Here is a 22,925-nt window from a genome sequence, read left to right as displayed (position 1 = left end):
CGCCGGCGTCAGTCGACCGGTGGCGCCAGCGTGCGGCGCAGTTCCCGCTTGAGCACCTTGTGGCTCGGCCCGATCGGCAGCGCGTCGACGTACCGGACCTGGCGCGGGTACTTGTGGCGGCCCAGGTGCTCGCGGCACCAGTCGATCAGCTCCTGCTCGGCCGGCAGGCCCGGGCCGGCCGGGTCGGGCACGACCACGGCGCAGACCTCCTCGCCGTGCCGGGGGTCGGGCACGCCGATCACGGCCACCTGGCCGACCGCCGGGTGCCGGGCCAGGACCTCCTCGACCTCGCGCGGGTAGACGTTGAAGCCACCCCGGATGATCATGTCCTTCTTGCGGTCCACGACGGTGATGAAGCCGTCGGCGTCCTTGCGCCCCAGGTCCCCGCTGCGGAACCAGCCGTCGACCACCACCTCCGCGGTCGCCTCGGGCCGCCCCAGGTAACCGGCGAAGACGTTGTGGCCGCGGATGACGATCTCGCCGAGCTCACCGGTCGGCAGCAGCTCGATCCGGTCGTCCAGGTCGGCGCGGGCGATCTCCACCTCCACGCCCCAGACCGGGTGCCCGATGGTCCCGGGCCGGGTGCCGAAGTGCGGCTGGTTGGTGGTCGCCGTGGGCGAGGTCTCGGAGAGCCCGTAGCCCTCGAAGATCGTGGTGTCGAAGGCGGCGTGGAACCGTTCCAGCACGGCGACCGGCAGCGACGCGCCACCGGAGACGCAGAGGCGGAGCCGGGGCAGGGTGTCGCGGTCCCGGGCGGCCTCCAGCAGCGCCACGTACATGGTCGGCACGCCGTGGAAGACGTTCACCCCCTCGCTCAGCATGAGGTCGATGGCGGCCGGCCCGGTGAAGCGGCTCAGCAGCACGAGGGTCCCGCCGACGCGGAAGGTGCCGTTCATGGCCACGGTCTGGCCGAAGCTGTGGAACAGCGGCAGGCAGCCGAGCACCACGTCGGTGGACCGCGCGTCGTTGGCGTCGAAGACGTTGACGGTGGCGTTCATGACCAGGTTGAGGTGGGTGAGCAGGGCCCCCTTGGGCACGCCGGTGGTGCCGCTGGTGTACAGCACGACAGCGGTGTCCTCCGCCTGCCGCGTGACGTACGACGGCAGCGCCGGCAGCGGCCCGCTCACCTCCTCCAGCCGGGACACACCCGCGCCGGCCGGCCCGACGGTGACCAGCGGGACGCCCGCCGCCTCGGCGGCGGCGGCGCCCAGGGCGAGCTGCGACCCGTGGCAGACCAGCAGCTTCGCGCCGCTGTCGCGGAGCACGTGCACCGCCTCGTCGACGGTCAGCAGCAGGTGCACGGGCACCAGCACCGCGCCGGCGGCGAGGGCGGCGTAGTAGACCCGGGGGAAGTCGACCACGTTGGGGGCCAGCAGGGCCACCGGGTCGCCGGGGGCGACACCCAGCTCCCGCAGCCCGGCGGCGTAGCCGCGGGCCTGCCGCCACAGCTGCGCGTACGTGACCCGGGTGTCGCCGTCGACCACGGCCACCGTGTCGGGGTGCCGCCGGGCGGCCTCGGCCAGCACCATGGCCAGTGACAGCGCGGTCATCGGGCCGCGCTCCGGAAGGGACGGCGGCCCGTCGGGGTCGACTCCTCGATGCAGGCGTAGCTCCTCATGCCGGATGCCCTCCCGGGTCGGTGTGGTGGCGGATCAGAAGGCGTTGACGCCGGTGAGCGCGCGTCCGATGAGCAGTTGCTGGATCTGGCTGGTGCCCTCGTAGAGGGTCGCGACGCGGGCGTCGCGCAGGTACTTGCCGACCGGGAACTCGTCGATGTAGCCGTACCCGCCGAAGACCTGAACGGCGTTGTCGGCCGCGCGGACGGCGGCCTCGCTGGCGAAGAGCTTGGCCATCGACGCCTCGGTGGCGAACGGCTCGCCGCGGTCGACGAGGTCGGCCACCCGCCACACCAGCAGCCGGGCGGCGGCGGTGTCGACGGCGATGCCGGCGATCAGCTGCTGCACGAGCTGGTGCCCCGCGATGGGCTTGCCGAACTGGACGCGCTGCCCGGCGTAGCCGACCGCGGCGTCCAGGCAGCCCTGCGCGATGCCGACGCAGCCGGCGGCCACCGACATGCGGCCCTTGGCCAGGGTGGCCAGGGCCAGCCGGAAGCCGCCGCCCTCCGGGCCGAGGCGCGCCGAGTCCGGCACGCGGACGGTGTCGAACCGCAGTTCCCCGGTGGCCTGCCCGCGCAGGCCGAGCTTGCCGTGGATCTCCCGGCGGGTGAGCCCGGCGGCCCCGGTGGGCACCAGGAACGCCGTGACGCCCCGGTGCCCCGGACCGCCGGTGCGGGCGAACACCAGGGCCACGTCGGCGGTGGTGCCGTTGGTGATGAACGTCTTCGTGCCGGTGATCAGCCAGTCGCCGCCGTCGCGGACCGCCCGGGTGCGCAGCGCGGCCGCGTCCGAGCCGCTGTCCGGTTCGGTGAGCGCGAAGCAGCCCAGCGCGGCGCCGGAGCAGAGCCGGGGCAGCCACTCTGCCTTCTGCGCGGCCGTGCCGTGCGCGGCGACGGACTTGGCCACCAGCCCGAGCGACACCGAGACGATGCCCCGGACGGCGGAGTCGCCCCGGCCCAGCTCCTCCAGGACCAGGCAGTAGGTGAGGTGGTCGCCGCCGGACCCGCCGTCCTCTTCGGGGACGGTGAGCCCGAGGAACCCGAGCCGCCCGAGCTTCCCGACGATGTCCGGGTCGACCGCCTCCCGCCGGTCCCAGGCCGTCGCGTGCGGCGCCACCTCCCGGTCGACGAACTCGGCGGCGAGCCGCCGGGCCGCCACCTGCTCGGCGGAGAGCTGAAGGTCCATGCGGCATAAACTAGCGGTGCAAGTTTATGTCCGTCCAGACCCCGCTTCCGCCGAGCCGCGACGAGGTTCAGGCCGGGTCGGGCGCGGGAACCTCGCGGAGGCGGCCGCCGTCGAGGCGGAGCCACCGCCGCACGCCGATCTCGGCGAGGAACCGCTCGTCGTGGCTCACCACCACGAACGCTCCCCGGTACGCGCCCAGGGCGTTCTCCAGTTGGCCCGCGCTGACCAGGTCGAGGTTGTTCGTCGGCTCGTCCAGCAGCAGCAGGTGGGGAGCCGGCTGCGCGTACAGGACGCAGGCGAGGGTGGCCCGCAGCCGTTCCCCGCCGGACAGCACGCCGACCGGCAGGTGGGCCCGCGCGCCGCGGAAGAGGAACCGCGCGAGGAGGTTCATCCGCTCGGCCGGCGGCCGGTCCGGGGCGTACGCGGCGAAGTTCTCCGCCACCGTCCGGTCCGGATCGAGCAGGTCCAGCCGCTGCGACAGGTACGCGACCCGGCCGTCGCCCCGGCGAACCTCCCCGCCCTCCGGGTCGAGGTCGCCGCGCAGCAGCCGGAGCAGGGTGGACTTGCCGGCGCCGTTGGGGCCGGTGAGGGCGATCCGCTCCGGTCCCCGGATGCGGAGGTCCACCCCCGCCCCGGCGAAGACGGCCCGGCCGTCGTGGTGGACCTGCATCCGCTCCCCCGCCACGACCGTCCGTCCGGCGGGGACGGTGGTCTCCGGCAGGTCCAGGGTCAGCGTCTGGTCCTCGCGCAGCGCCCTGCTGGCCTCGTCGAGCCGGGACTGGGCCTCACTCACCCGGTTGGCGTGCAACTGCCGGGACCGACCGGCCGACTCCTGGGCGCTGCGCTTGAGCCCTCCGGCGACGATCCGGGCCAGGCCGGCGCTGTCGAGGTTGCGGGCGGCGTTGCCGGCCCGCCGTTCGGCCCGCTCCCGGGCCTGCTGCATCTCGCGCTTCTCCCGCTTCACCTCCTGCTCGGCGCCGCGCACGGTGCGCTCGGCCGCCTCCCGGGCCGCCCGGGCGGCCTCCTCGTACGCGGTGAAGTTGCCGCCGAACAGTCGCACCTCCCCACGGTCGAGTTCGGCGATGCGGTCCATCCGGTCCAGCAGGGCCCGGTCGTGGCTGACCAGCAGCAGGCAGCCGGACCACTCCTGGAGCACCCCGTACAGGCGGTGCCGCGCGTCGAGGTCCAGGTTGTTCGTCGGCTCGTCGAGCAGCAGCACGTCGGGACGGCGGAGCAGTTGCGCGGCGAGGCCGAGGGAGACCACCTGCCCGCCGCTGAGCGTGGCCAACCGCCGGTCGAGCGGGACGTCCCCCAGGCCCAGCCGGTCGAGTTCGGCGCGGCTGCGCTCCTCCACGTCCCAGTCGTCGCCGACGGTGGTGAAGTGCTCCTCGCGGGCGTCACCGGCCTCGATGGCGTGCAGCGCCCGGAGCACCGCGTCGACACCCAGCACCTGCGCCACGGTCAGGTCACCCGCGAGGGGCAGGTTCTGCGGCAGGTAGCCGAGCACGCCGTCCACCGTCACGGCGCCGCCGGTGGGGGTGAGGTCGCCGGCGATCAGCCGCAGCAGGGTGGTCTTGCCGGCGCCGTTGGGTGCGACCAGGCCGGTGCGGCCGGGCGGCACGGTGAAGGACAGGTCCGGGAAGACCGGGGTGTCGTCGGGCCAGGAGAAGGAGAGGTTGGTGCAGACGACGCAAGCGTCGGACATCGGAGAGACCTCACGGTGGAGCCGGGCAGGGCACGGCCGCCCGGATGACGGGACAGGGATGCGGCGAGGGGCCGGGAATCACCCGGAGATGTCGTCGTCGCCCGTCATGTCGGTCTCCTTCGAGTCGGCGCACCGTCTCCCGACGCGCGCACCTTGTCAGCCTAGCAACTCCGCACGGCACTCTTGACCGCGAATCATGACCGGCTTAGCTTCATCGATCAGAAAGGTCTCTTTACTAATCCGGCCCCTGGGGAGTGCCGATGCGACCGTTCCGCCACCGCCGCCTCACCGCCCTCGCCGCCCTGTCGACCGTGCTGGTCGCGGCCGCCCCACCGACCGCCGCGGGCGCCGCGGACGACTCGCCCCGCCGGGCCGGGTACCACCGCGTCGGCTACTTCACCCAGTGGGGCATCTACGGCCGGGCCTTCCCGGTGAAGAAGCTCGACACCTCCGGGGCGGCGAGCCGCCTCACCCACGTCAACTACGCCTTCGGCAACGTCAGCGAGGACGGACGGTGCTACGTGGACGGCGGGCCCGGCGAGGGGGACGCCTGGGCCGACTACCAGCGCCCCGTCCCGGCGGAGGAGAGCGTCGACGGCGTGGCCGACGCCTGGGGCGAGCCGCTCAACGGCAACTTCGGCCAGCTGGCCAAGCTCAAGGAGCGGCACCCCGACCTGAAGGTGATGATCTCGCTGGGCGGCTGGAGCTGGTCGACGTACTTCTCCAACGCCGCGCGCACCGACGCGTCCCGCCGGGCGTTCGTCGCCTCCTGCATCGACCTCTACCTGAAGGGAAACCTCCCGGTCCTCGATGGCGGCAGCGGCGGCCCGGGCGCCGCCGCGGGCGTCTTCGACGGCGTCGACCTGGACTGGGAATGGCCGAACTGGCCGGGCGAGCCGGGCAACGTGGTCCGCGCCGAGGACCGGGAGAACTTCACCAAGCTGCTCGCCGAGTTCCGCCGGCAGCTCGACGCGTACGGTCGGCAGACCCGGAAGCACTACGCGCTGACCGCGTTCCTGCCGGCCAACCCGGCGGCCATGGACGCCGGGTACGAGGGCCGGAAGATCTTCCGCTACCTCGACTTCGCCACGGTGCAGGGGTACGACTTCCACGGCTCCTGGGATCAGGTGACCAACCAGCAGTCCGCACTGCGCGTGCCGACGGGCGCGCCGGACAGCCCGGACTTCTCCGCGCAGGTGGCGATCGACGGCTGGCTCGCCCGGGGCGCGCCGCGCGGGAAGCTGGTGCTGGGCATCCCGTACTACGGGCGCGGCTGGACCGGCGTCACCGGGGGCGGGGACGGGCTGTTCCAGCCCGCGGCCGGGCCCGCGCCGGCCACCTTCGAGGCCGGCTCGGAGGACTACAAGCAGCTCAAGACCCTGCCCGGCAAGGGCTTCACCGTCCACCGCGACCTGCGCGCCGGGCACGCCTGGCTGTTCGACGGCACGACCTTCTGGACGTACGACGACCCGGCGGTCGTGTTCCAGAAGACGCTGTACATCCGGCGGGCCGGCCTGGCCGGGGCGATGGTCTGGTCGTTGGACGGCGACGACGACAACGCCACGCTGACCCGGACGATCAGCGTGGGGCTCGCGACGCCGTAGCGCGACTCGCCGCCTCCGCCGCCAGGTCGCCCTCCCGGACCGGCGGCGGAGGCGCGGCCCGCCGTCAGCGCCGGGCCAGCTCCGCCTCCATCCGCTGGAGGAGCGTCTTGCGGGCCTTGCCGTCGCGCTCGCGCCGCAACGCCGAGCGGAGCTGGCGGGTGTCCAGGCCGCGGACCAGCTTGACCGCCTCCGTGACCGGCAGGTCCGACAACGGCCCGGCGGCGGAGGCCTCGCGGCGGGCACGCTTCGCCGGCCCCGTGTTGGACACGAACTGCCGCCCGGACCGGGACGCCTGCCGCTTCTTCGTGTCGGTGTCCCGGCGCTGCTCCTCCGACAGCTGCTGCCACGCCCGTTTCGGCAGGTAACGGGCGGTCTCGCCGTCGCGGCGCGCCCCCGTGGAGCCGGACCGGGTCTGCCAGTCCTCGGCGCCCCACCGCTGCAGCGACCGCTGCCGCTGGTCCCTGGGTCCCTCGAAGCCCCCGCCGCGCTTCTTGTACTCGTTCGTGAGCAGCTGGGACTTCCGCGCCGACCACTGCCCCGGCCGGCCGCCCTTGTCCGACGCCTGGATCTCGGCCTTGAGCTGCTCCCGGAGCTCCGGCTTCGTGTACCTGGCCATGCGGGAGGCGTTCCCGCAACGGCGGGCCACATGCGTCCGGCCGGCCGACCGGGCGCGAGCTCCGGCGGCCGTATCCTGCCGGAGTGGCGAAGCCGGTCTGGGCGGATGGTGCGGCCTACGAGGCGTACGTGGGCCGGTGGAGCCGGCTGGTCGCGCGTGAGTTCCTGCGCCGGCTGGCGCTTCCGCCCGGCCTGCGCTGGCTCGACGTGGGCTGCGGCACCGGCGCGCTGACCGCGGCCGTGCTGGCCGAGGCGGATCCCGCGCGGGTCACCGGCGTCGACCCCGCCGCGGGCTTCCTGGCCCACGCCCGCGACCGGGTCGACGACCCGCGGGCCGCCTTCGGGATCGGTGACGCCCGCGCGCTGCCGGTGGGCGACGCCCGGGTGGACGTCGTGGTGAGCGGGCTGGCGCTCAACTTCGTGCCCGGCCCGGCTCGTGCGGTGGCCGAGTTCGCCCGGGTCCTGCGGCCCGGTGGCGTGGCGGCCGCGTACGTCTGGGACTACGCCGAGGGCATGGCCATGATGCGCCACTTCTGGGCGGCGGCCGAGGCGCTCGACCCGGCGGTGGCGGAGCTGGCGGAGGGGCGCCGGTTCCCGCTGTGCCGCCCCGACGCACTGCGTGCCCTGTGGACGGACGCCGGATTCGCCATGGTGGCCGTCGAGCCCGTGGTGGTGCCCACGGTGTTCGCCGACGTCGACGCCTACTGGGCGCCGTTCCTCGGTGGCCAGGGCGCGGCGCCGGCGTACGTGGCGTCCCTGGCCGAGCCGGACCGGGCGGCGCTGCGCGACCTGCTCGTCACCCGCCTGCCGGTCGAGGCGGACGGGTCCGTCCGGCTCACCGCCCGGGCCTGGGCGGTGCGGGGCATCGCCCCGGCGTGATCGCATCCCGCCCCTCGGATTGACGGTCGACCGTCCAGATCGGCGTAACGGCGCCTACCGGACGTGAAGCGGTGTTCTACAATCGACGCCGCCCTGCGAGGGCTGCCCGTCGGCAGCCCTCACGGGATCCGGGCCTACTCGGGGGAGGCGCATGGTGAGCGGGGCTCTGGGCGGCGGTGTGCTGGATCCGGACGGCGCCATGGACCAGATGCGGGCCTGGAAGGGCCGCATCGACAAGCTCGCCGCCGACACGAAGGTGATGAGCGACCGCCTGCAGGAGCTGCGGGTCACGGCCGAGGACGACAACGGTTTGGCCGAGGTCACCGTCGACTCGGCCGGCGCGCTGCTGGACCTGCGCCTGGGCCGCCAGATCCAGCGGGTCTCCCCCGAGGTGGTGGCCGAGGCGGTCATGGCGGCCATCCGGCGGGCCAAAGGGCAGCTCGCCGAGCGGTCGCAGGAGATCATCGCGGAGACCGTCGGCACCGACTCGGCCGCCGCGCGGGCGATCGCCGAGCGGGTGAGCCGGCAGTTGCGCCCCGAGCCGGAAGCCGGCTGGGGCGAGCCCGGCCCGTACGACGGCCACGGCTGGCGGCGATGAGCGGCCCGGCCGGCTGGGTGGCCGACACCGAGCAGATCCGGGCCCACGCCGCGTACATCGAGGCACTGCGCGCCCGGTTCGAGGCGGTCCGCGGCGCGAGCGCGCACATCGCCCGCGACGATCAGGCGTACGGGCTGTTGTGCGGGTGGATCTCGGGGGTCCTGGAGGACCGGCACACCCGCCAGGACGAACTGGTCGCCTACGTCGACGAGAACCTCCGGCTGGTGGCCGACGGGCTGCGCCGCACCGCCGACAACTACGACGGCGTGGACGGTGACGCGGCGAGCTCGATGAGCGCGATCAGCCGGCGGTTGCGGGCATGACCGACGAGTCGCTGGTCGCGGACGTCCGGTCCACCCGGGAGGTGTGGACGGGGTCGTCGCTGGCCGACGGCGTCGAGGGCCTGGTGGACGCCATCCGCAGCGAGGGCTGGGTCGACGACCTGCTCGCCGGGGCGGCCTTCGGGCTCGACGTCGCCGCCACGGTGCTGGACCCGTTCAGCGCGTTGCTGGCCAACGGCCTCGGCTGGGCGATGGAATACTTCGAGCCGCTGCGGGAGATGCTCGACTGGCTCACCGGCATGCCCGACGTGGTCGCCTCGCACGCGGCGACCTGGGACAACATGGCCGGGCACCTCCAGCGGATGGCGGCCGACCTCCAGGCGCACCTGGCCGGCGACCTGCCGGACTGGCGGGGGCACGCCGCCGAGGCGTACCAGTCGCTGATGAAGAACAACGTGGACGCGATCGCCGGCCTGGGCGGCGCGTCCGCGGCCATGGCTGCCGCCACGCAGGCCGCGGGGAACCTCGTCTCGTTCACCCGCGACATCGTCCGTGACCTCATCGCGGACCTCGTCGCGCGCGTCATCGTGTGGGCGGTCGAGGCGATCTTCGTGGTCACCATCCCGGTGGTCGCCGCGCAGATCGCCGCCGCCGTGCTCAAGTGGGCGGGCCGGATCCTGAGCTACACCACGGCGCTCGTCACCAGCCTCACCAACCTGTCCAAGCTCGTCAACGGCTGACCGGGGGGATCGTGGCGAAGCCCAGGGGACCGCACGGCGGCACCGGTGACGGCGGCGACGGCGGGCATGTCGGCGACGGCGGGGAGGTCGGCGACGGCGGTGTGCCCCGGCAGCGGGGCGGCGGACAACACGGCAGGCCCACCACGGTCGCCGAGACCCACCGGGCCGTCACGGAGGCGGCGGAGAGCGGCCGGCCCGGCGGCCCGAGGTCGACCGACGGTAGGCCCGGCGGGTCGGAGGGGGACGCCGACGCGCAGCGCCCGCAGAACGACCCGGAGCTGGACAAGCACGACCCGAAGAGCCTGGAGGAGATCGCCAAGGCCCGCAAGCAGATCGCCGGCCAGCTCCAGGAGATGGTCGACGACGCGTGGGACCACGTCGACCAGAACCGGGACTCGATCCTCCAGCGGGAGGGCTACCAGCGGCAGCGGGAGAAGCTCATCGAGAAGGGCTACCCCGAGGACGTGGCGGACCTGGTCGTGGAGCGCACGGCGATGGGCACCGAGGCCCACCGTGGGCTGGCCAACGCGATCGACAGCGAGGCCACCATCATGCTGGCCCCGGAGACGGGATTCCGGCTGCGCACCGAGGTCGGCTACGACGCCCAGGGCGTCGAGACGCCGAAGGTGCAGGACCAGGACTTCCGGCCGGACGTCATCCTCGAGCGGCAGCACAAGGACCCGGTGACCGAGGAGACCGACTGGGAGGTCGCGCACGCCTACGACCTCAAGACCGGCCTGAAGACCGGCATCGAGTCGAGCTGGGCCAACAAGGTGCAGCGGGTGCTGGGCCTGCCCGAGCCGCCGGAGGAGCTACGGCCGACGCAGCGACCGCTGAGCGTAGACTGACCGGGCCCGGCCACCGACCCGCGAAAGGTGCGTATGTCCTCTGCTGACAGGGCGCGGCGGTGGCGGCACGTCCTCACCGAGCTGCGGCCCGAGCTGCCGGGAGAGTGGTCCGTGCGGGGCGCCGGCCTCGGCATGGTGCTGGCACGCGAGCCGCTGGACTGGGCACTGGCCTGGATCGGCTACTCGGGCTCGCCCACCCGGCCCGTGGGCTGGGTCGCCGCCGGGGTGCAGCCGCTCGTGTCGCCCTTCACCAGCTGGATCATGACGTACGGCGTCCGGATGGACGAGGTCCGGTCGGGGCCGCCGACGGTGGACCTGTCCGCCGACGAGGCGGTGGAGCAGGCGCGGCGGTTCGTGCTGAAGGCCGGCCTGGCGAAGATCGACGGCTGGCCCGCCGAACGCCTCGCCGACGTGGCCGAGCGCGACTTCGCCCAGGACCCGCGCCGGCGCCGCACACACTGGCACCAGTTGCCCGGATGGCGGGTGGTCAACGGCACGGGCTCCCCCGTCGAGCCGGCGACCCAGCTCGTCGAGCTGTGCCGCGAACGGGCCGCCGGAACCTCCGGCACGGGCGCCCGGCAGCTGGCGGAGCAGGCCGCGTTCCACGAAGGGCTCGTGCGGGCCTGGCAGGACGGGGAACGGGAGGCGGCGCTGGAGTTCCTGACCGCGCAGCGGGATCAGGCGCTGGCCGCCCGGAAGCTCGACCGGTCGCTCACCGCGTAGGAGAGTCCAGTCGCGCCACGACCGGAGCCAGCGCCTCGGGCAACCGCACCTGCACGGTCCCGGACTCTCCCCGCACGACGCGCACCGGGTGGAACTCGCCGTCGCGCCACCAGAAGACCTGCTCGGAGCAGGGGTCGGCGGCAGCCTCGAACATGGACCCGGCCAGGCGGTGCAGCGCCACGGCGGCCTCCCGCAGGCCCTGGTCCACCGGGTGCAGCAGCACCGCGCTGTACTGCGGCGCCGCGACCAGCGCGCCGTGCTCGGCGGCCTCGGGCAGGAACCGCCTGACCGACATGAGGGCGGTCGTCACGAACGGGTTGCCGTCGGCGGCGAGCAGGCGCACCGACCCGCCGGTGGGCAGGTCGTGGTCCCGCACGTCGAGGGTGGTCAGTTCCCGCTCCACGGTCTGCCGCACGGCGATGCGCACCAGCTCGGCGGGCTCGCGGTCCAGTCGCGCGGCCTGGGCGAGGGTCAGCAGGTCCAGCCGCCCGGGCCGGTCCACCACCACCACCGCGGTGAAGTGCGCACCGAACGGCACGGCCAGGTAGTCGTCGGTCTCGCTGCTCGGGGCCGCCGGGGTGAGGCGGAGGCGGAGCTGCGCGAGGTCGACCGGCCCGAGGTCGGCGGAGACACTGTCCGGCAGTTCCCGGCGGACCGTCGCGATCCAGTCGGCCACCAGCTCGGGCCACGCCTGCCGGGGCTGGTCCTCGCAGCTGCGCAGCAGCGGGATCAGGGACACCCGGGCGCGGCCGCCGGGCACGGCGACGACGATCTCGTCGCTGTCCGCGGCGACGCGCGCTCCGGGCAGGCGGGCCGGCAGCGCGTCCTCGACCAGAGCGCGGACGTTGCCCATCAGGTCTGCGTTCTGCGACGACGCCACGCTGCATTCATACCATCGGCCCGCGAACGGCGGCGAATCCCGGAAGCCGGACGGGCGGGGTCGCCGGCGCGTGAGGCACCGGCGGCCCCGACACCGCCCGCGGCGGTCCGAGAGGGTGAGAGCGCTCGCGAACAGATTCCATCGAGTCCCTTCAATCAGTCAATGAAATGGGGAAAGTCCGGAACCGATCTTTCCCGGCCTCGGACCGGTCTCTTGACAGAAGCGCGGACGGGGCCGACCCTCGGGTCCGAGAGCGCTCTCCGCCGGATCACACCCGTAGGAGATGCCATGCACGCCGCCCCACACCACCACCACCGCCGCCTCCTCACCGCCCTGGCCACCGTCCTGGCGCTGCTCGCCGGCGGCACCGTCGCCGCCGCAACGTTCGCCGCGAGCGCCGCGTCCGCCCTCATCTCCCAGGGGCGGCCCACGACCGCGTCGTCGAGCGAGAACGCCGGCACGCCCGCCTCCGCCGCCACCGACGGCGACCCGAACACCCGCTGGTCGAGCCAGTTCGGCGACCCGCAGTGGCTCCAGGTCGACCTCGGCGCCACCGCGACGATCGACCAGGTGCGGCTGGTCTGGGAGGCCGCCTACGCCCGGGCCTTCCAGATCCAGGTCGCCGCGAACCCGGCCGGCCCATGGACCACCGTGTACAGCACCACCACCGGGACCGGCGGCACGCAGACCCTCGCCGTCTCCGGCACCGGGCGCTACGTGCGGGTGTACGGCACGGCGCGGGCCACCGCCTACGGCTACTCCCTCTGGGAGTTCCAGGTCTACGGCGCCATCGGGTCCGCCGGCTGCGCCGGCAACGCCGCGCTCAACCGCCCGGCGGTCGCCTCGTCGACCGAGAGCGCCACCACCCCGGCCTCCGCCGCGGTCGACGGCAACGCCGGCACCCGCTGGTCCAGTGGCTTCGCCGACCCGCAGTGGCTCCGCGTGGACCTCGGCGCGACGCAGACCCTCTGCCAGGTCACGCTCCAGTGGGAGGCGGCGTACCCCCGGGCCTTCCAGGTCCAGGTCTCCGCCAACCCGGACGGTCCGTGGACCACCGTCTACGCCACGACCACCGGGGGCGGCGGCACCCAGACGCTCGACGTGACCGGCTCCGGGCGCTACGTGCGGGTGTACGGCACGGCCCGGGCCACCGCCTACGGCTACTCGCTCTGGGAGTTCGCGGTGCGCACCACGTCCGGCTCCACCCCGCCCCCGACGACCCCGCCGCCCTCGGGCGGGTTCTGGGGCGACACCGGCTCGATCCCCCCGGCCGCGAACGTGCTCATGGTGAAGGTGCTCAATCGGACCAACGGCCGCTATCCCGACAGCCAGGTGTACTGGAGCTACAACGGGCAGACCCACTCGATCGCGGAGCAGCCCTACTTCGACATGCCGGTCAACACCGCCGGCCGGATGTACTTCCACCTCGGGTCGCCCACCAGCCAGTACAGCGACTTCATCGAGTTCACCGTCGGGCCGGACCAGTTCAACGGCAACACCACCCGGGTCGACGCGTTCGGCCTGAAGCTGGCCATGCGGTTGCGCGCCCACGACGGGCGGGACGTGGCCGTCGGCGAGACCGAGGCGACCTTCTCCGAGGACCGGGCGGTGACGTTCCAGCGGTTCGCGGACGCCATGCCCGCCGAGTTCAAGCACCTGGCCACCATCGAGGCGCCGTACCGCATCCCGTCGCCGGGCAACACGCCGCAGTTCCGCCCCGGCCGGCAGTACGCCAACTACCTCAGCGGCTACGCGTCGTCGGTGGGGCTGCCGGCCACCACCTCGGACATCTTCGGGTGCGCCGGGCCGCTCGCCGGCAACCCGACCGGCTGCGCCGCGCTCAACCGCCACGTCGCGCACCTGCCGCCGGCGCAGTGGTCGGACCCGAGCCTGTTCTACCAGCAGGCGCCGGCCAACTACTACGCGAAGTTCTGGCACGACCGCGCCATCGGCGGCCGGTCGTACGGATTCCCGTACGACGACGTCGCCGACCAGTCCTCGTTCGTGTCGGCGGCGGACCCGGAGTGGCTGCTGGTCGCCGTGGGCTGGTGACACGGGACCGTCCCGCGCGGTCCCGGGGCCCGGCCGGTCACCGGCCGGTCGGGCCCCGCGCGACCGGGTGTGGTCCGCGCGTGCCCGGGTAACCGGCGGGCCCGAGGAAGGGGGCGTCGTGACGGATGAGGCACCGGACTACTTCCAGCCCGAGCACGGCCTGGTCGTCACCCACCTGCTGATCGTGCGGGACGTGGACCGCTCGCGGGAGTTCTACCGCGACGTGCTCGGCGCCACGGTGGTGCGGGACCGGCGGCCGGCCGTGCTGCGCCTGCACAACAGCTACCTCGTGCTCAACGACGAGGGCGGCCCGACCGACGACAAGCCGACCGTGACGGCGCGGGCGCCGGCGGACCGGGACACCCTGAGCGGGGCGCTCAACATCCGGGTCACCGACGTACGAGCGGTCTACGAGCTGTGGCGGTCCCGGGGCGGCCAGTTCCTGACGGAGCCGAAGGACCACGGGATGGAGATCCGGTGCTACCTGCGCGACCCCGACGGGTACCTGATCGAGCTGGGCCAGGGCACCGGCATCCTGGCGGAGATGGGCCGGCCCGTGTCGGGCTGAGCCCCGGGGTGCGCCACTGGCCGCCGGTCGCCCGCTGGTCCACGTGGACGGTCCGGTTGCCGGTACGTGGCGGCGACGATGTACGGCGTCGCGCTGTTGTAGCCGGCGTTGGCCGGCCACATCGTTCGCCTGAAGAAAATTGGCGGCGCGGGACGGCGCTCCCCGCCGGGCCGTTTGGCCGGCCGCGATCCCGGAAAGAGTGGCGGCATGAGCTGGGCCCGAAGAGCCGTACCCGCCGCCGTCGCCGCCGTGGCGGCCCTCGCCGCACGTGACCTGCTCCAGCGCGACCACGCGCTGCTGCGTACCTTCCCCGTCCTCGGCCGCGCCCGCTACCTCCTGGAGTCGATCGGGCCGGAGCTGCGCCAGTACATCGTGGCCGGCAACAACGAGGAGCGGCCGTTCACCCGCGACCAGCGGCGCTGGGTGTACGCGTCGGCGAAGCAGGAGAACAACTACTTCGGGTTCGGCACCGACAACGACATCGAGTACACCCCCGGATACCCGATCATCAAGCACCGCACCTTCGGCCGGGCGGTGCCGCCGTCCTCCCCCGCCGCCGGGCACGACGTCACGCTCCCCTGCGCGAAGGTGCTCGGCGCCGCCCGGGGCCGGGCCCGCGCGTTCCGCCCGGAATCGGTGGTCAACATCTCCGGGATGAGCTTCGGCTCGCTCTCCGGCAACGCCGTCGAGGCGCTCAACCGGGGCGCCGCCCTGGCCGGCTGCCTGCAGAACACCGGCGAGGGCGGGCTGTCGCCGTACCACCGCAACGGCGGTGACCTGGTCTTCCAGATCGGCACCGCGTACTTCGGGTGCCGGGACGAGCGCGGCCGGTTCAGTCTCGACCGGCTCAAGGACCTCGTGGCGGGAGCGCCGGTCCGGGCGCTGGAGATCAAGCTCAGCCAGGGCGCGAAGCCCAGCCTCGGCGGTCTGCTGCCGGCCGCCAAGGTCTCCGCCGAGATCGCCGCCACCCGGGGCATCCCCCAGGGACGGGACTGCGTGAGCCCGTCGCGGCACGCCGAGTTCTCCGACTGCGACAGCCTGCTCGACTGGGTGGAACTGCTCGCCGCCGAGACCGGCCTGCCGGTCGGCATCAAGTCCGCCGTCGGCGACCTGGGCTTCTGGGCGGAACTGGCCACGCTCATGCGCGACACCGGCCGGGGCGTGGACTTCGTGACCGTCGACGGCGGCGAGGGCGGCACGGGGGCCGCGCCGCTGATCTTCACCGACTCGGTGTCGCTGCCGTTCCAGCAGGGCTTCTCGCGGGTCTACCGGGTCTTCGCCGAACGGAACCTGCACGAGCAGGTGGTCTTCGTCGGCGCCGGCAAGCTCGGGCTGCCGGACAACGCCGTGGTGGCGTTCGCGCTCGGCGCCGACATGGTGAACGTCGGCCGGGAGGCGATGCTGGCGATCGGCTGCATCCAGGCGCAGAAGTGCCACACCGACACCTGCCCCACCGGCGTGGCGACCCAGAACCCGTGGCTGGCCCGGGGTGTCGACCCGGCCCGCAAGTCGGTGCGGGCCGCCAACTACGTCCGGACGCTGCGGCGCGACCTCGTCAAGGTCGCCGAGGCGTGCGGTGTCGAGCACCCCGGGCTCATCGACACCGGCGCGGTCGAGGTGCTCGACGGCCGCACCGCCTCCACCCCGCTGGACCGGGTGTACGGGTACCGCCCCGGGTGGGGACTGCCCTCCGCGGCCGACCGCGCCGAGATCATCCGGCTGATGACCGCCGAGGTGCCGCAGGGCGGCAGCGCGCCGCCCTCACCGACCGCCGTGGGCTGAGCCGCGCCCGCGGCCCGCTCACCTCGGCGGTTCCGCGCCCGTCTGCTCACTGACCAGGTACGCCGCGTACCAGTCGGGCCAGTTCGGGTCGGTCGCGCCGGTGCGCTTCTCGTGCTCGCCGTGGGCGGCGGCGGCCCGGCGGAGCGCGGCGGCCAGGTCGTTGCCGGAGGCGAACGACGGCGCGTCGGACTCGACGCGCCCCGGCAGCCGCGTGGTGATCTCCTGGAGCAGCCAGGTGTTGCCGTCCGGGTCGCTGAACTCGGCGCGCGAGAGGTAGCTGCGGCGCTCCGGGTCCGGACCGCTGGCCGGGCCGCCCGGGCCGGGGTGGAAGATCTGGCTCACCTCGACACCGGCGGCGAGCAGCGCGCTCCGGGCCGCCTCGATGTCCGCGACGATCAGGTACGCCTTGCCCGACCCGGGCGCGGCGGCGGTGAGGGTGGGGCCGAACTGGACCGAGCATCCGGAGCCCGGCGGCGTGAACTGGACGATCCCGGGCGGCGTGCGGTCGAGCCGCCACCCGAGGCGCCCGTAGAACTCCTTGGCGCGGTCGACATCCGCCACCGGGATGACGACCACCTCGAGCTTCAGGTCGATGTTCCGGCTCGGCGTCCCGCTCGCGTCGTTGCGGCGGACATCCGTCGCGCTCATCACGACCTCCCTGGTGGCCCTCTCGCCCGCCACGTTACTGCTCCCCCACCCCGAGCTGCCCCGTTTCCGCATCGCCGGGGCAGGCCCGTCCGGGACAGCCCGAACGGGTCAACCGCGACGAACGTGCCGCGCCGCCGCTCTACCGCCTTCACGATGGGACCGGAGACACCGGTGGTGAAGGGAGAGATCAGGTGAAGCGTGGACGTGCCAGGAGAAGCCGGCTGCTGCAGGCGGCGGTGTTGTCCCTGTCCGCGGTGACGGTGGGGTTGGCGGTCCTGCGGGCGGCGCGGCGCACCGCGGGAGCGGCGCCCGCCGCCGATTCGTGGGCGCGCGGGGATGGCGCCGTCGCCCTCGACCGCATGGACGCGTCGGCCCTCGGCGGCGCCGCGACGGGTCGCGGCCGGGAAACGGCGACGAGCCGCTGACCGGCTAGGCGCCGGACTGTGGTGTGGCCATCGTGGTGCCGGCCCGCAGGTGCGCCAGGGCGCCGCTCCAGGCGGCCAACTGGTCGAGCATCGTGTTCACCGCGCCGACCTGGTGGTCACCGGGCTTGAACACGCTGAAGTTCTCGAAGTCGGTGAAGAGGGAGAGGGCGACCTGGGCCCGTACGTCCGCCATCTGCAGTTCGGCGACAACCAGGCGGAGGTGTTCCACCGCCCGGGTGCCGCCGACGCTGCCGTAGCTGACGAACCCGGCCGCCTTGTTGTTCCACTCGGCGTAGAGGAAGTCGATCGCGTTCTTCAGCGCGCCGGAGGTGGAGTGGTTGTACTCCGGGGTGACGAAGACGTAGCCGTCGTAGGAGGCGATCTTCTCGGCCCACCGCAGGGTGTGCGGCTGGGTGTACTGGCCGAGTGACGGCGGCGCCATCTCGTCGAGGTGGGGCAGGTTGAAGTCCTTGATGTCGACCAGTTCGTACTGGGCGTCGTCGCGCTGGGAGGCGATCTCGTGCACCCAGCGGGCCACCGTCTCCCCGTTACGTCCGGGACGCGTGCTCCCGATGATGATGCCGATCCTGGTCATTGCCGTCCCTCCTTCCGTCCGTGGCCCGGCGAGCACGGGCACCGGCGGCGTCTACCCGGTCGGCATGGTTTCGAACGGCATCAGCACCGGGCTCAGTGCCAGTCGCTGATCTGCACGTCCCGCGGCGCCGGCGCCCCCTCGCCGGTCTCGACCAGCGACTTCAGGCTCATCAGGTAGGAGCCCCACTTGGTGCTGCAGTGGTGCATGAACTCCACCGGCTCCCGCCAGCCCCGGTGCGAGAACAGCACGATCGTGTAGTCGCCGTCCTGGCGCAGGTGCCAGTCGACCGTGGTCCCGACCCACTCCTCGGGGCCGTCGACCACCCGCCACGACACCCGCTCGGACGGCCGCAGCTCGACGACCTCCATGTCGAAGCCGCCGGGGAGGAAGCGGAACTCCAGGACGCCACCGACATCGGCACTGCCCTTCGTGTCGTCGGTCCACCAGCCGGCCAGGCCCTCGACGGTCGTCAGCGCCTCGTACACCTTCTCCGGCGTCGGGGTCTTGACCCCGACCCGGTGCAGGATGTCCACCATCTCGTCTCTCCCTGATCTCGTTGGTCAGTCCTGTCGGGTGCGCTGGATCGCCTCGGCGATCCGCTTGATCCGCCGCAGTCGGGCGTCCCACGCCGCTCCGACCGACGACAGCTGGGCCACCGCGCGGGCGAGCTGCGCGTCGTCCACCCGGTACCGCTTCTCGCGGCCCGCCGGCGTCGCCCGGACCAGGCCGACCCGGTCGAGCACGCCGAGGTGCTTGGCGACCGCCTGGCGGGTGACCGGCATCTGCTGGCTCAGCGTGGTCGCGGTGCCGTGGCCGTCGACGAGCAGCAGGTCGAGCATCCGTCGCCGGGTCGGGTCCCCGATCGCGGACCAGAGGTCGTCGTCGACCTGCTCGGCCACAACGGTGCTCACGCCGACACCTCCACCGTCGCCGCGTACGACACCAGCCGCGGCAGGTAGAAGTCCCAGCCGGTGACGTGCTCCCGGTACTGCTGCTCCAGGACGGCGACCTCCCAGCCCATCTCGCGGAAGCCGGTCTCGGTCATCCTGAGCAGCGTTCCGCCGCCGGACGGGGTCAGGTCGAAGGTGACCAGCAGCGAGTTGCCCTCCGCCGCGACCTCGCCGGCCGGCTGCGTCCAGCGGAACGAGAACCGCCGCGGCGGCCGCGCGTCGACCACGGTGAACGGCACCACCGCCCCGCCCGCGTCGGGGTCGCCGAAGACGATCTCCCCCGTCGACCCCGGTGTCGGGTCGTACCGGGCGTCGTCCGGCCACCACTGCTTGAGGTGGTCGGGGCTGCTCACCACCTCGAAGACGATCTCGGGCGACGCCTCGACGTAGATCTCGCGCTCGATGGTTCCGAACTCCACGACATCCTCCTGCAACGTTTGGTTGCGCATGACGCTACCCCGGTACTGAGCCTCGCGCAACCACTAGTTGCGTTTCGGGGCGTGATTCGCGTTGCTCCGGTCCGGCGGCCGTACCCGCTGCTCGCCGCCGCCCTCGTCGTGTTGCTGCTCGGCGCGGGCGTGGCCCGGGGCGTCGACGACGCGCTCGGGCTGAGCCACCGCCCCGCCGCCCGAGGTAGCCGGCCGGCCGCCCGCCCTTGAGCCCGGTGGCCCGGCGCGGGCAGACTGGCGGCATGACGCGAGGCACCGTCCTGGTCCGACGACCCAGCGACCGGCTGGCCGAGGGGTTGGTCACCCACATCGAGCGCAGCGACGTTGACGTCGCGCGCGCCCGGCGCCAGCACGAGGCGTACCGGGCGGCGCTCGCCGAGGCCGGCTGGCAGGTGCGCGAGGTCGCTCCCGCCGAGCAGTGCCCCGACTCGGTGTTCGTCGAGGACACCGTCGTGGTCTGCGACGACCTGGCCGTGCTCACCCGGCCGGGCGCGCCGGAGCGCCGCCCGGAGGTCGCCGGCACCGAGAAGGCGGTCCGCGAGGCCGGGCTGGAGGTCGTGCGCATCGAGGCGCCCGGCACGCTGGACGGCGGCGACGTGCTGCAGATCGGCGACACGGTGTACGTGGGCCGGGGCGGCCGCACCGACGAGGCGGGCGCCGCCCAGCTCGGCGCCCACCTGGCGACCCGCGGGCGCACGGTGGTCCCGGTCCCGCTGCGCGACGTGCTGCACCTCAAGTCGGCCGTGACCGCGCTGCCCGACGGCACCCTGCTCGCGCTGCCGGAGCTGCTCGACGTGACCGCGCTGGGGCGGCCGGTGCGCGCGGTCGACGAGGAGGCCGGCTGCCACGTCGTGCCCCTCGGCGACGACCTCGTGCTGCTGGCCGCGTCGGCGCCGCGCACCGCGGCGCTCGTCGCGGACCTCGGCTTCACACCGGTCGTGGTCGACATCAGCGAGTACGAGAAGCTCGAGGGCTGCGTCACCTGCCTGAGCGTGCTGATCCCCGGGCGCTGACCCGACCTGGCCGGCGCGCCGCGGTCGACGTCAGCGGGCGAGGCGGATGATCGCGGCGACCGACCGGTCCACGTCCGCCTCGGTCGTGGTCGCGTTCGACACGGAGAGCCGCATGAGGCGCCGGCCCCGCCACGTCGTGCCGCCCGCCCAGCAGGTGCCGTCCGCCTGCACGGCCGCCACCACCCGGTGGGTGCGCGCGTCGTCGCCGAAGCCGACCAGCACCTGGTTGAGGACCACGTCGTTCGCCACCTCGAACCCGGCCGCGGCCAGCCCCTCGGCGAACCGGCGGGCCAGCGCGCAGCAGCGGTCGACCACCGCGGCGACCCCGTCGCGGCCCAGCTCGCGCAGTCCGGCCCAGACGGCGAACCCCCGCGCCCGGCGCGAGGACTCGGCGGTGAGGTCCGCGCCCACCGGCGCGCCGCCGGAGCCGACCAGGTAGGCGGCGGCGTACGACATCGCGGCCGCGTGCACGTCCGGCCGGGCGCAGAACGCGAAGGCCGAGTCGTACGGCAGGTTCAGCCACTTGTGGCCGTCGCAGGCCCACGAGTCCGCCAGCTCCAGCCCGTCCACCAGGTGTCGCCGGGCCGGGCTCGCCGCGGCCCACAGCCCGAACGCCCCGTCCACATGCGCCCAGCCACCGTGCCGGTGGACCAGCTCGCACGCCTCACGCAGCTCGTCGCAGGCCCCGGTGTTCACGTTGCCGGCCTGCAGGCACACGATCGTGGGGCCCAGGGAGCCAGCCCGCAGGAGGGCCCGCAGCGCGCCGACGTCCAGGGCGCCGTTCGGCCCGGCCGGCACCGGCTCCACCACGTCCACCCCGAGGCCCAGCAGGCGCAGCGACCGGTCGACGGTGCCGTGCCGCTCCTCCCCCGCGAGCACCCGGATCGGCGGCGCCCCGATCAGCCCGCGCCGTTCCACGTCCCATCCCGCGTCGGCCAGCACCTGGTGCCGGGCGGCGGCGAGCCCGGCGGTGTTCGCGGCCTGCGCGCCGGTCACGAAACCCACCGACGCGGACGCCGGGATGCCCAGCAGCTCCTTGAGCCAACCGCCGGCGGCCGCCTCGGCCGCGATCGCGGCCGGCGACGTCACGGCGTTGAACGCGAGCTGGTCCCACCCGGCGGCGAGCATGTCGGCCGCGGTCGCCGCCGGCAGCGCGCCGCCGACCACGAACCCGAAGTACCGCGGGCCGGCGCTGGCGACCAGGCCCGGCTCGGCCGCGGCCAGCAGGTCCGCCATCACCTGTTCCGGTGGGCAGGGGGCGGTGGGCAGCGGGCCGGAGAAGGCGTCGGTCACCGCGGCCTGGTCGAGCGGCACGCCGACCGGCCGATCCGGCAACGACCGCCGGTACGCCGCCGCGTGGTCGGCGGCCAGACGGAACAGGTGCCTCAGATTTTCCACCGCCGCACAATATCCCCGTGCCTCCCCCGTCTCCCGGGCCCGCCCGGCCGGGTCAGGGTGCGACCTCGGTCGGGTCTCCGGCGCCCGCCCTGCCGATCGGAGGAGTCAGACGGGGGTGGCGGGCTGGCACAGCCGCTCGCCGGTGGCGGGATCCTGGCACAGGTATCCGCTCGTCGTGTGCATCCAGCCCCACAGCCAGTCCTTGAACACGGGTTGCCGGCAGTGCTGGCAGGTCGACCTCTGCCGTTCCTCGGGTTTGGGCTCACGGACCGGAGGCCCGGTCTCCGACTCGGTTGGCTCCGCCGCTGTGGCCTCGGGCCGTCGCTGCGGGCGTGGAATGGACGGTGCGGGCTCGGCCATGAGTGCTTCCTGTGCTGGTCGAGTGGACCGGGCGGCGCCTCGGGGCCCTGAACCTCGATCGTCCGCCCGCCCCACGGAGGGTGCTGGCAAGCGTTCTCTGCACAGGAAGAGCGCTGTGGGTGGCGGTGCCGTTACGCGATCCGTCGGCCCGGTCCACCCCGTGTGGACGCCTAACCCTCGGACGCTCCGGTGAACAGCGCCGCGTACCGCGTGAGGTAGAGCGGCCATCCCTCGTCGTGACCGACGCCGTCGCTGACGGCCTGCCAGCCCGGGCCGTGCCGGTCGAGGTGCCGGTGTTCCAGCTCCACGCGGGTGCGCTGCGGAGTCTCGGCCACGAAGCGGACCTCGACCTCGCTGGTGTTGTCCGGGTCGGCCTCGACCTGCCACCGGGGACTGATGTCCCAGCTGAACACGACCCGGTTCGGCGGGTCGAAGACGAGCACCCGCGCCCAGCGGCATTCGCTGCCGTCGACGCCCCGGTCGTAGATGTGGCCGCCCACCTTGGGCTCGAACACCGTCTCCGCGATCGCCGCGCCGAGCAGGTTGTGCTCCGGCGGCTTGAAGTCACCGAACCGCTCGGTGAACACGGTGAACGCCCGTTCGAGCGGCGCCTCGACGACGATCTGCCGGCGGACGACCGCGGCTGCTGTTCCGGTCATGGGGTCTCCTCGGTCGATTCTTCGACGACGTCCTGATAGCTGTCCAGCGCGCGGTGCCAGAACGTCTCCAACTGGTCGCGCAGCGCGGCCACCCCCGCCGGGTTGAGCCGGTAGACCCGGCGGGTGCCGGCCGCCTGGTCGGTGACCAGCCCGGCCTCCTTGAGGACCTTGAGGTGCTGGGACACCGCGGGCCGGCTGACCGGCAGTTCGTCGGCGAGCTCACCGACGGCGCGGGGTCGCTCGGCCAGGCAGGCGACGATGGCGCGCCGGGTCGGGTCACCCAACGCGTCCCATCCGTCGGCCGTTCGGTAAGTAGCCACGAACGGTACGTTACGACTTACCGATGCGCCAC

Annotated in this window: 26 protein-coding genes; 13 read left to right on the top strand and 13 right to left on the bottom strand. The window is 73.8% G+C overall.

Annotated elements, in window-relative coordinates; genetic code table 11:
• Positions 1–8: 8 nt before the first annotated feature.
• The 3 genes from FXF50_RS01035 to abc-f all read right to left on the bottom strand — a co-directional run bounded on the left by FXF50_RS01035 (position 9) and on the right by abc-f (position 4,506).
• Positions 9–1,550, bottom strand: coding sequence for a long-chain fatty acid--CoA ligase (locus FXF50_RS01035; RefSeq protein ID WP_148425294.1), 1,542 nt, complete (start codon positions 1,548–1,550; stop codon positions 9–11).
• A 102-nt stretch (positions 1,551–1,652) separates the two neighbouring features.
• A complete protein-coding gene (locus FXF50_RS01030) occupies positions 1,653–2,801 on the bottom strand; it encodes an acyl-CoA dehydrogenase family protein (RefSeq protein ID WP_148425293.1) in 1,149 nt (382 codons plus the stop codon).
• A gap of 67 nt (positions 2,802–2,868) precedes the next feature.
• A complete protein-coding gene (gene abc-f, locus FXF50_RS01025) occupies positions 2,869–4,506 on the bottom strand; it encodes a ribosomal protection-like ABC-F family protein (protein WP_148425292.1) in 1,638 nt (545 codons plus the stop codon).
• A gap of 260 nt (positions 4,507–4,766) precedes the next feature.
• Here abc-f and FXF50_RS01020 point away from each other — a divergent pair, with 260 nt between their 5' ends.
• Positions 4,767–6,110 (top strand): glycoside hydrolase family 18 protein, encoded by a 1,344-nt coding sequence (locus FXF50_RS01020; RefSeq protein WP_148425291.1) that lies wholly within the window; start codon positions 4,767–4,769, stop codon positions 6,108–6,110.
• Between the two features lie 64 nt (positions 6,111–6,174).
• Here FXF50_RS01020 and FXF50_RS01015 read toward each other — a convergent pair whose 3' ends face one another.
• Complete coding sequence (locus FXF50_RS01015; protein ID WP_148425290.1) at positions 6,175–6,726, bottom strand: DUF5872 domain-containing protein; 552 nt, start codon at positions 6,724–6,726, stop codon at positions 6,175–6,177.
• Between the two features lie 83 nt (positions 6,727–6,809).
• Between FXF50_RS01015 and FXF50_RS01010 the strand changes: the two genes are divergently transcribed.
• The 6 genes from FXF50_RS01010 to FXF50_RS00985 all read left to right on the top strand — a co-directional run bounded on the left by FXF50_RS01010 (position 6,810) and on the right by FXF50_RS00985 (position 10,794).
• A complete protein-coding gene (locus FXF50_RS01010) occupies positions 6,810–7,604 on the top strand; it encodes a class I SAM-dependent methyltransferase (RefSeq protein ID WP_222865960.1) in 795 nt (264 codons plus the stop codon).
• A gap of 154 nt (positions 7,605–7,758) precedes the next feature.
• A complete protein-coding gene (locus FXF50_RS01005; RefSeq protein WP_255509819.1) occupies positions 7,759–8,202 on the top strand; it encodes a YbaB/EbfC family nucleoid-associated protein in 444 nt (147 codons plus the stop codon).
• Positions 8,199–8,525, top strand: a complete 327-nt coding sequence (locus FXF50_RS01000; RefSeq protein ID WP_148425289.1) for a hypothetical protein — start codon at positions 8,199–8,201, stop codon at positions 8,523–8,525. Before FXF50_RS01005 ends, FXF50_RS01000 begins: the two co-directional genes overlap by 4 nt.
• Positions 8,522–9,223 (top strand): WXG100 family type VII secretion target, encoded by a 702-nt coding sequence (locus FXF50_RS00995; RefSeq protein ID WP_148425288.1) that lies wholly within the window; start codon positions 8,522–8,524, stop codon positions 9,221–9,223. The genes FXF50_RS01000 and FXF50_RS00995 overlap by 4 nt, the downstream gene beginning before the upstream one ends.
• Positions 9,224–9,234: 11 nt before the next feature.
• Positions 9,235–10,071, top strand: coding sequence for a hypothetical protein (locus FXF50_RS00990; RefSeq protein WP_148425287.1), 837 nt, complete (start codon positions 9,235–9,237; stop codon positions 10,069–10,071).
• A gap of 33 nt (positions 10,072–10,104) precedes the next feature.
• Positions 10,105–10,794 (top strand): hypothetical protein, encoded by a 690-nt coding sequence (locus tag FXF50_RS00985; protein WP_148425286.1) that lies wholly within the window; start codon positions 10,105–10,107, stop codon positions 10,792–10,794.
• Here the strand turns inward: FXF50_RS00985 and FXF50_RS00980 are convergent.
• On the bottom strand, positions 10,784–11,674 hold the full coding sequence (locus FXF50_RS00980) for a hypothetical protein (protein ID WP_148425285.1): 891 nt from the start codon (positions 11,672–11,674) through the stop codon (positions 10,784–10,786). The two genes, FXF50_RS00985 and FXF50_RS00980, sit on opposite strands and share 11 nt — an antisense overlap.
• A 288-nt stretch (positions 11,675–11,962) precedes the next feature.
• Between FXF50_RS00980 and FXF50_RS00975 the strand changes: the two genes are divergently transcribed.
• The 3 genes from FXF50_RS00975 (at position 11,963) to FXF50_RS00965 (ending at position 16,076) form a co-directional block, all read left to right on the top strand.
• Positions 11,963–13,726, top strand: a complete 1,764-nt coding sequence (locus FXF50_RS00975; RefSeq protein ID WP_148425284.1) for a discoidin domain-containing protein — start codon at positions 11,963–11,965, stop codon at positions 13,724–13,726.
• A 118-nt stretch (positions 13,727–13,844) separates the two neighbouring features.
• A complete protein-coding gene (locus tag FXF50_RS00970) occupies positions 13,845–14,294 on the top strand; it encodes a VOC family protein (RefSeq protein WP_148425283.1) in 450 nt (149 codons plus the stop codon).
• A 207-nt stretch (positions 14,295–14,501) separates the two neighbouring features.
• A complete protein-coding gene (locus FXF50_RS00965; RefSeq protein WP_148425282.1) occupies positions 14,502–16,076 on the top strand; it encodes an FMN-binding glutamate synthase family protein in 1,575 nt (524 codons plus the stop codon).
• An 18-nt stretch (positions 16,077–16,094) separates the two neighbouring features.
• On the opposite strand, the gene FXF50_RS00960 is transcribed toward FXF50_RS00965, so the two are convergent.
• The gene (locus tag FXF50_RS00960; RefSeq protein ID WP_148425281.1) at positions 16,095–16,724 is read right to left on the bottom strand and encodes a VOC family protein; all 630 of its coding nucleotides are present in this window, start codon (positions 16,722–16,724) and stop codon (positions 16,095–16,097) included.
• Positions 16,725–16,915: 191 nt separating this feature from the next.
• Here FXF50_RS00960 and FXF50_RS00955 point away from each other — a divergent pair, with 191 nt between their 5' ends.
• Positions 16,916–17,149 carry a hypothetical protein gene (locus tag FXF50_RS00955; protein WP_148425280.1) on the top strand — a complete coding sequence of 78 codons (234 nt, stop codon included), beginning with the start codon at positions 16,916–16,918 and terminating at the stop codon, positions 17,147–17,149.
• A gap of 4 nt (positions 17,150–17,153) precedes the next feature.
• Here FXF50_RS00955 and FXF50_RS00950 read toward each other — a convergent pair whose 3' ends face one another.
• The 4 genes from FXF50_RS00950 to FXF50_RS00935 all read right to left on the bottom strand — a co-directional run bounded on the left by FXF50_RS00950 (position 17,154) and on the right by FXF50_RS00935 (position 19,113).
• A complete protein-coding gene (locus tag FXF50_RS00950) occupies positions 17,154–17,744 on the bottom strand; it encodes an NADPH-dependent FMN reductase (protein ID WP_148425279.1) in 591 nt (196 codons plus the stop codon).
• A 92-nt stretch (positions 17,745–17,836) separates the two neighbouring features.
• Positions 17,837–18,280, bottom strand: a complete 444-nt coding sequence (locus tag FXF50_RS00945) for an SRPBCC domain-containing protein (RefSeq protein ID WP_148425278.1) — start codon at positions 18,278–18,280, stop codon at positions 17,837–17,839.
• A gap of 24 nt (positions 18,281–18,304) precedes the next feature.
• Positions 18,305–18,655 carry a metalloregulator ArsR/SmtB family transcription factor gene (locus FXF50_RS00940; protein WP_148425277.1) on the bottom strand — a complete coding sequence of 117 codons (351 nt, stop codon included), beginning with the start codon at positions 18,653–18,655 and terminating at the stop codon, positions 18,305–18,307.
• Positions 18,652–19,113: an SRPBCC family protein gene (locus FXF50_RS00935; protein WP_148425276.1), complete on the bottom strand. Its 462-nt coding sequence runs from the start codon at positions 19,111–19,113 to the stop codon at positions 18,652–18,654. Before FXF50_RS00935 ends, FXF50_RS00940 begins: the two co-directional genes overlap by 4 nt.
• Positions 19,114–19,194: 81 nt before the next feature.
• On the opposite strand from FXF50_RS00935, the gene FXF50_RS29120 reads away from it, so the two are divergent.
• Entirely contained in the window at positions 19,195–19,353 is a 159-nt protein-coding gene (locus tag FXF50_RS29120) for a hypothetical protein (protein WP_187399456.1), read from the top strand.
• 32 nt (positions 19,354–19,385) lie between these two features.
• Positions 19,386–20,156, top strand: coding sequence for a dimethylargininase (ddaH, locus tag FXF50_RS00930; protein WP_148425275.1), 771 nt, complete (start codon positions 19,386–19,388; stop codon positions 20,154–20,156).
• A gap of 30 nt (positions 20,157–20,186) precedes the next feature.
• Here ddaH and FXF50_RS00925 read toward each other — a convergent pair whose 3' ends face one another.
• The 3 genes from FXF50_RS00925 to FXF50_RS00915 all read right to left on the bottom strand — a co-directional run bounded on the left by FXF50_RS00925 (position 20,187) and on the right by FXF50_RS00915 (position 22,893).
• Positions 20,187–21,554 (bottom strand): pyridoxal-dependent decarboxylase, encoded by a 1,368-nt coding sequence (locus FXF50_RS00925; protein WP_148425274.1) that lies wholly within the window; start codon positions 21,552–21,554, stop codon positions 20,187–20,189.
• A 530-nt stretch (positions 21,555–22,084) separates the two neighbouring features.
• On the bottom strand, positions 22,085–22,573 hold the full coding sequence (locus tag FXF50_RS00920; protein WP_148425273.1) for an SRPBCC family protein: 489 nt from the start codon (positions 22,571–22,573) through the stop codon (positions 22,085–22,087).
• On the bottom strand, positions 22,570–22,893 hold the full coding sequence (locus FXF50_RS00915) for a helix-turn-helix transcriptional regulator (protein ID WP_187399455.1): 324 nt from the start codon (positions 22,891–22,893) through the stop codon (positions 22,570–22,572). The genes FXF50_RS00920 and FXF50_RS00915 overlap by 4 nt, the downstream gene beginning before the upstream one ends.
• Positions 22,894–22,925 lie beyond the last annotated feature (32 nt).

This window comes from Micromonospora sp. AP08 (assembly GCF_008085935.1).
GTDB classification, from domain to species: domain Bacteria; phylum Actinomycetota; class Actinomycetes; order Mycobacteriales; family Micromonosporaceae; genus Micromonospora; species Micromonospora chersina.
Note: the sequence above shows the minus strand (reverse complement) of the source record. Positions and strands in the feature narration are given on the sequence as shown.

Bases quoted from the DNA above. Each gene is read 5' to 3' on its own strand.
- FXF50_RS01035 (WP_148425294.1), bottom strand. From the start codon at position 1,550: ATGACCGCGCTGTCACTGGCCATGGTGCTGGCCGAGGCCGCCCGGCGG.
- FXF50_RS01030 (WP_148425293.1), bottom strand. From the start codon at position 2,801: ATGGACCTTCAGCTCTCCGCCGAGCAGGTGGCGGCCCGGCGGCTCGCC.
- abc-f (WP_148425292.1), bottom strand. From the start codon at position 4,506: ATGTCCGACGCTTGCGTCGTCTGCACCAACCTCTCCTTCTCCTGGCCC.
- FXF50_RS01020 (WP_148425291.1), top strand. From the start codon at position 4,767: ATGCGACCGTTCCGCCACCGCCGCCTCACCGCCCTCGCCGCCCTGTCG.
- FXF50_RS01015 (WP_148425290.1), bottom strand. From the start codon at position 6,726: ATGGCCAGGTACACGAAGCCGGAGCTCCGGGAGCAGCTCAAGGCCGAG.
- FXF50_RS01000 (WP_148425289.1), top strand. From the start codon at position 8,199: ATGAGCGGCCCGGCCGGCTGGGTGGCCGACACCGAGCAGATCCGGGCC.
- FXF50_RS00995 (WP_148425288.1), top strand. From the start codon at position 8,522: ATGACCGACGAGTCGCTGGTCGCGGACGTCCGGTCCACCCGGGAGGTG.
- FXF50_RS00985 (WP_148425286.1), top strand. From the start codon at position 10,105: ATGTCCTCTGCTGACAGGGCGCGGCGGTGGCGGCACGTCCTCACCGAG.
- FXF50_RS00975 (WP_148425284.1), top strand. From the start codon at position 11,963: ATGCACGCCGCCCCACACCACCACCACCGCCGCCTCCTCACCGCCCTG.
- FXF50_RS00965 (WP_148425282.1), top strand. From the start codon at position 14,502: ATGAGCTGGGCCCGAAGAGCCGTACCCGCCGCCGTCGCCGCCGTGGCG.
- FXF50_RS00960 (WP_148425281.1), bottom strand. From the start codon at position 16,724: ATGAGCGCGACGGATGTCCGCCGCAACGACGCGAGCGGGACGCCGAGC.
- FXF50_RS00950 (WP_148425279.1), bottom strand. From the start codon at position 17,744: ATGACCAGGATCGGCATCATCATCGGGAGCACGCGTCCCGGACGTAAC.
- FXF50_RS00945 (WP_148425278.1), bottom strand. From the start codon at position 18,280: ATGGTGGACATCCTGCACCGGGTCGGGGTCAAGACCCCGACGCCGGAG.
- ddaH (WP_148425275.1), top strand. From the start codon at position 19,386: ATGACGCGAGGCACCGTCCTGGTCCGACGACCCAGCGACCGGCTGGCC.
- FXF50_RS00920 (WP_148425273.1), bottom strand. From the start codon at position 22,573: ATGACCGGAACAGCAGCCGCGGTCGTCCGCCGGCAGATCGTCGTCGAG.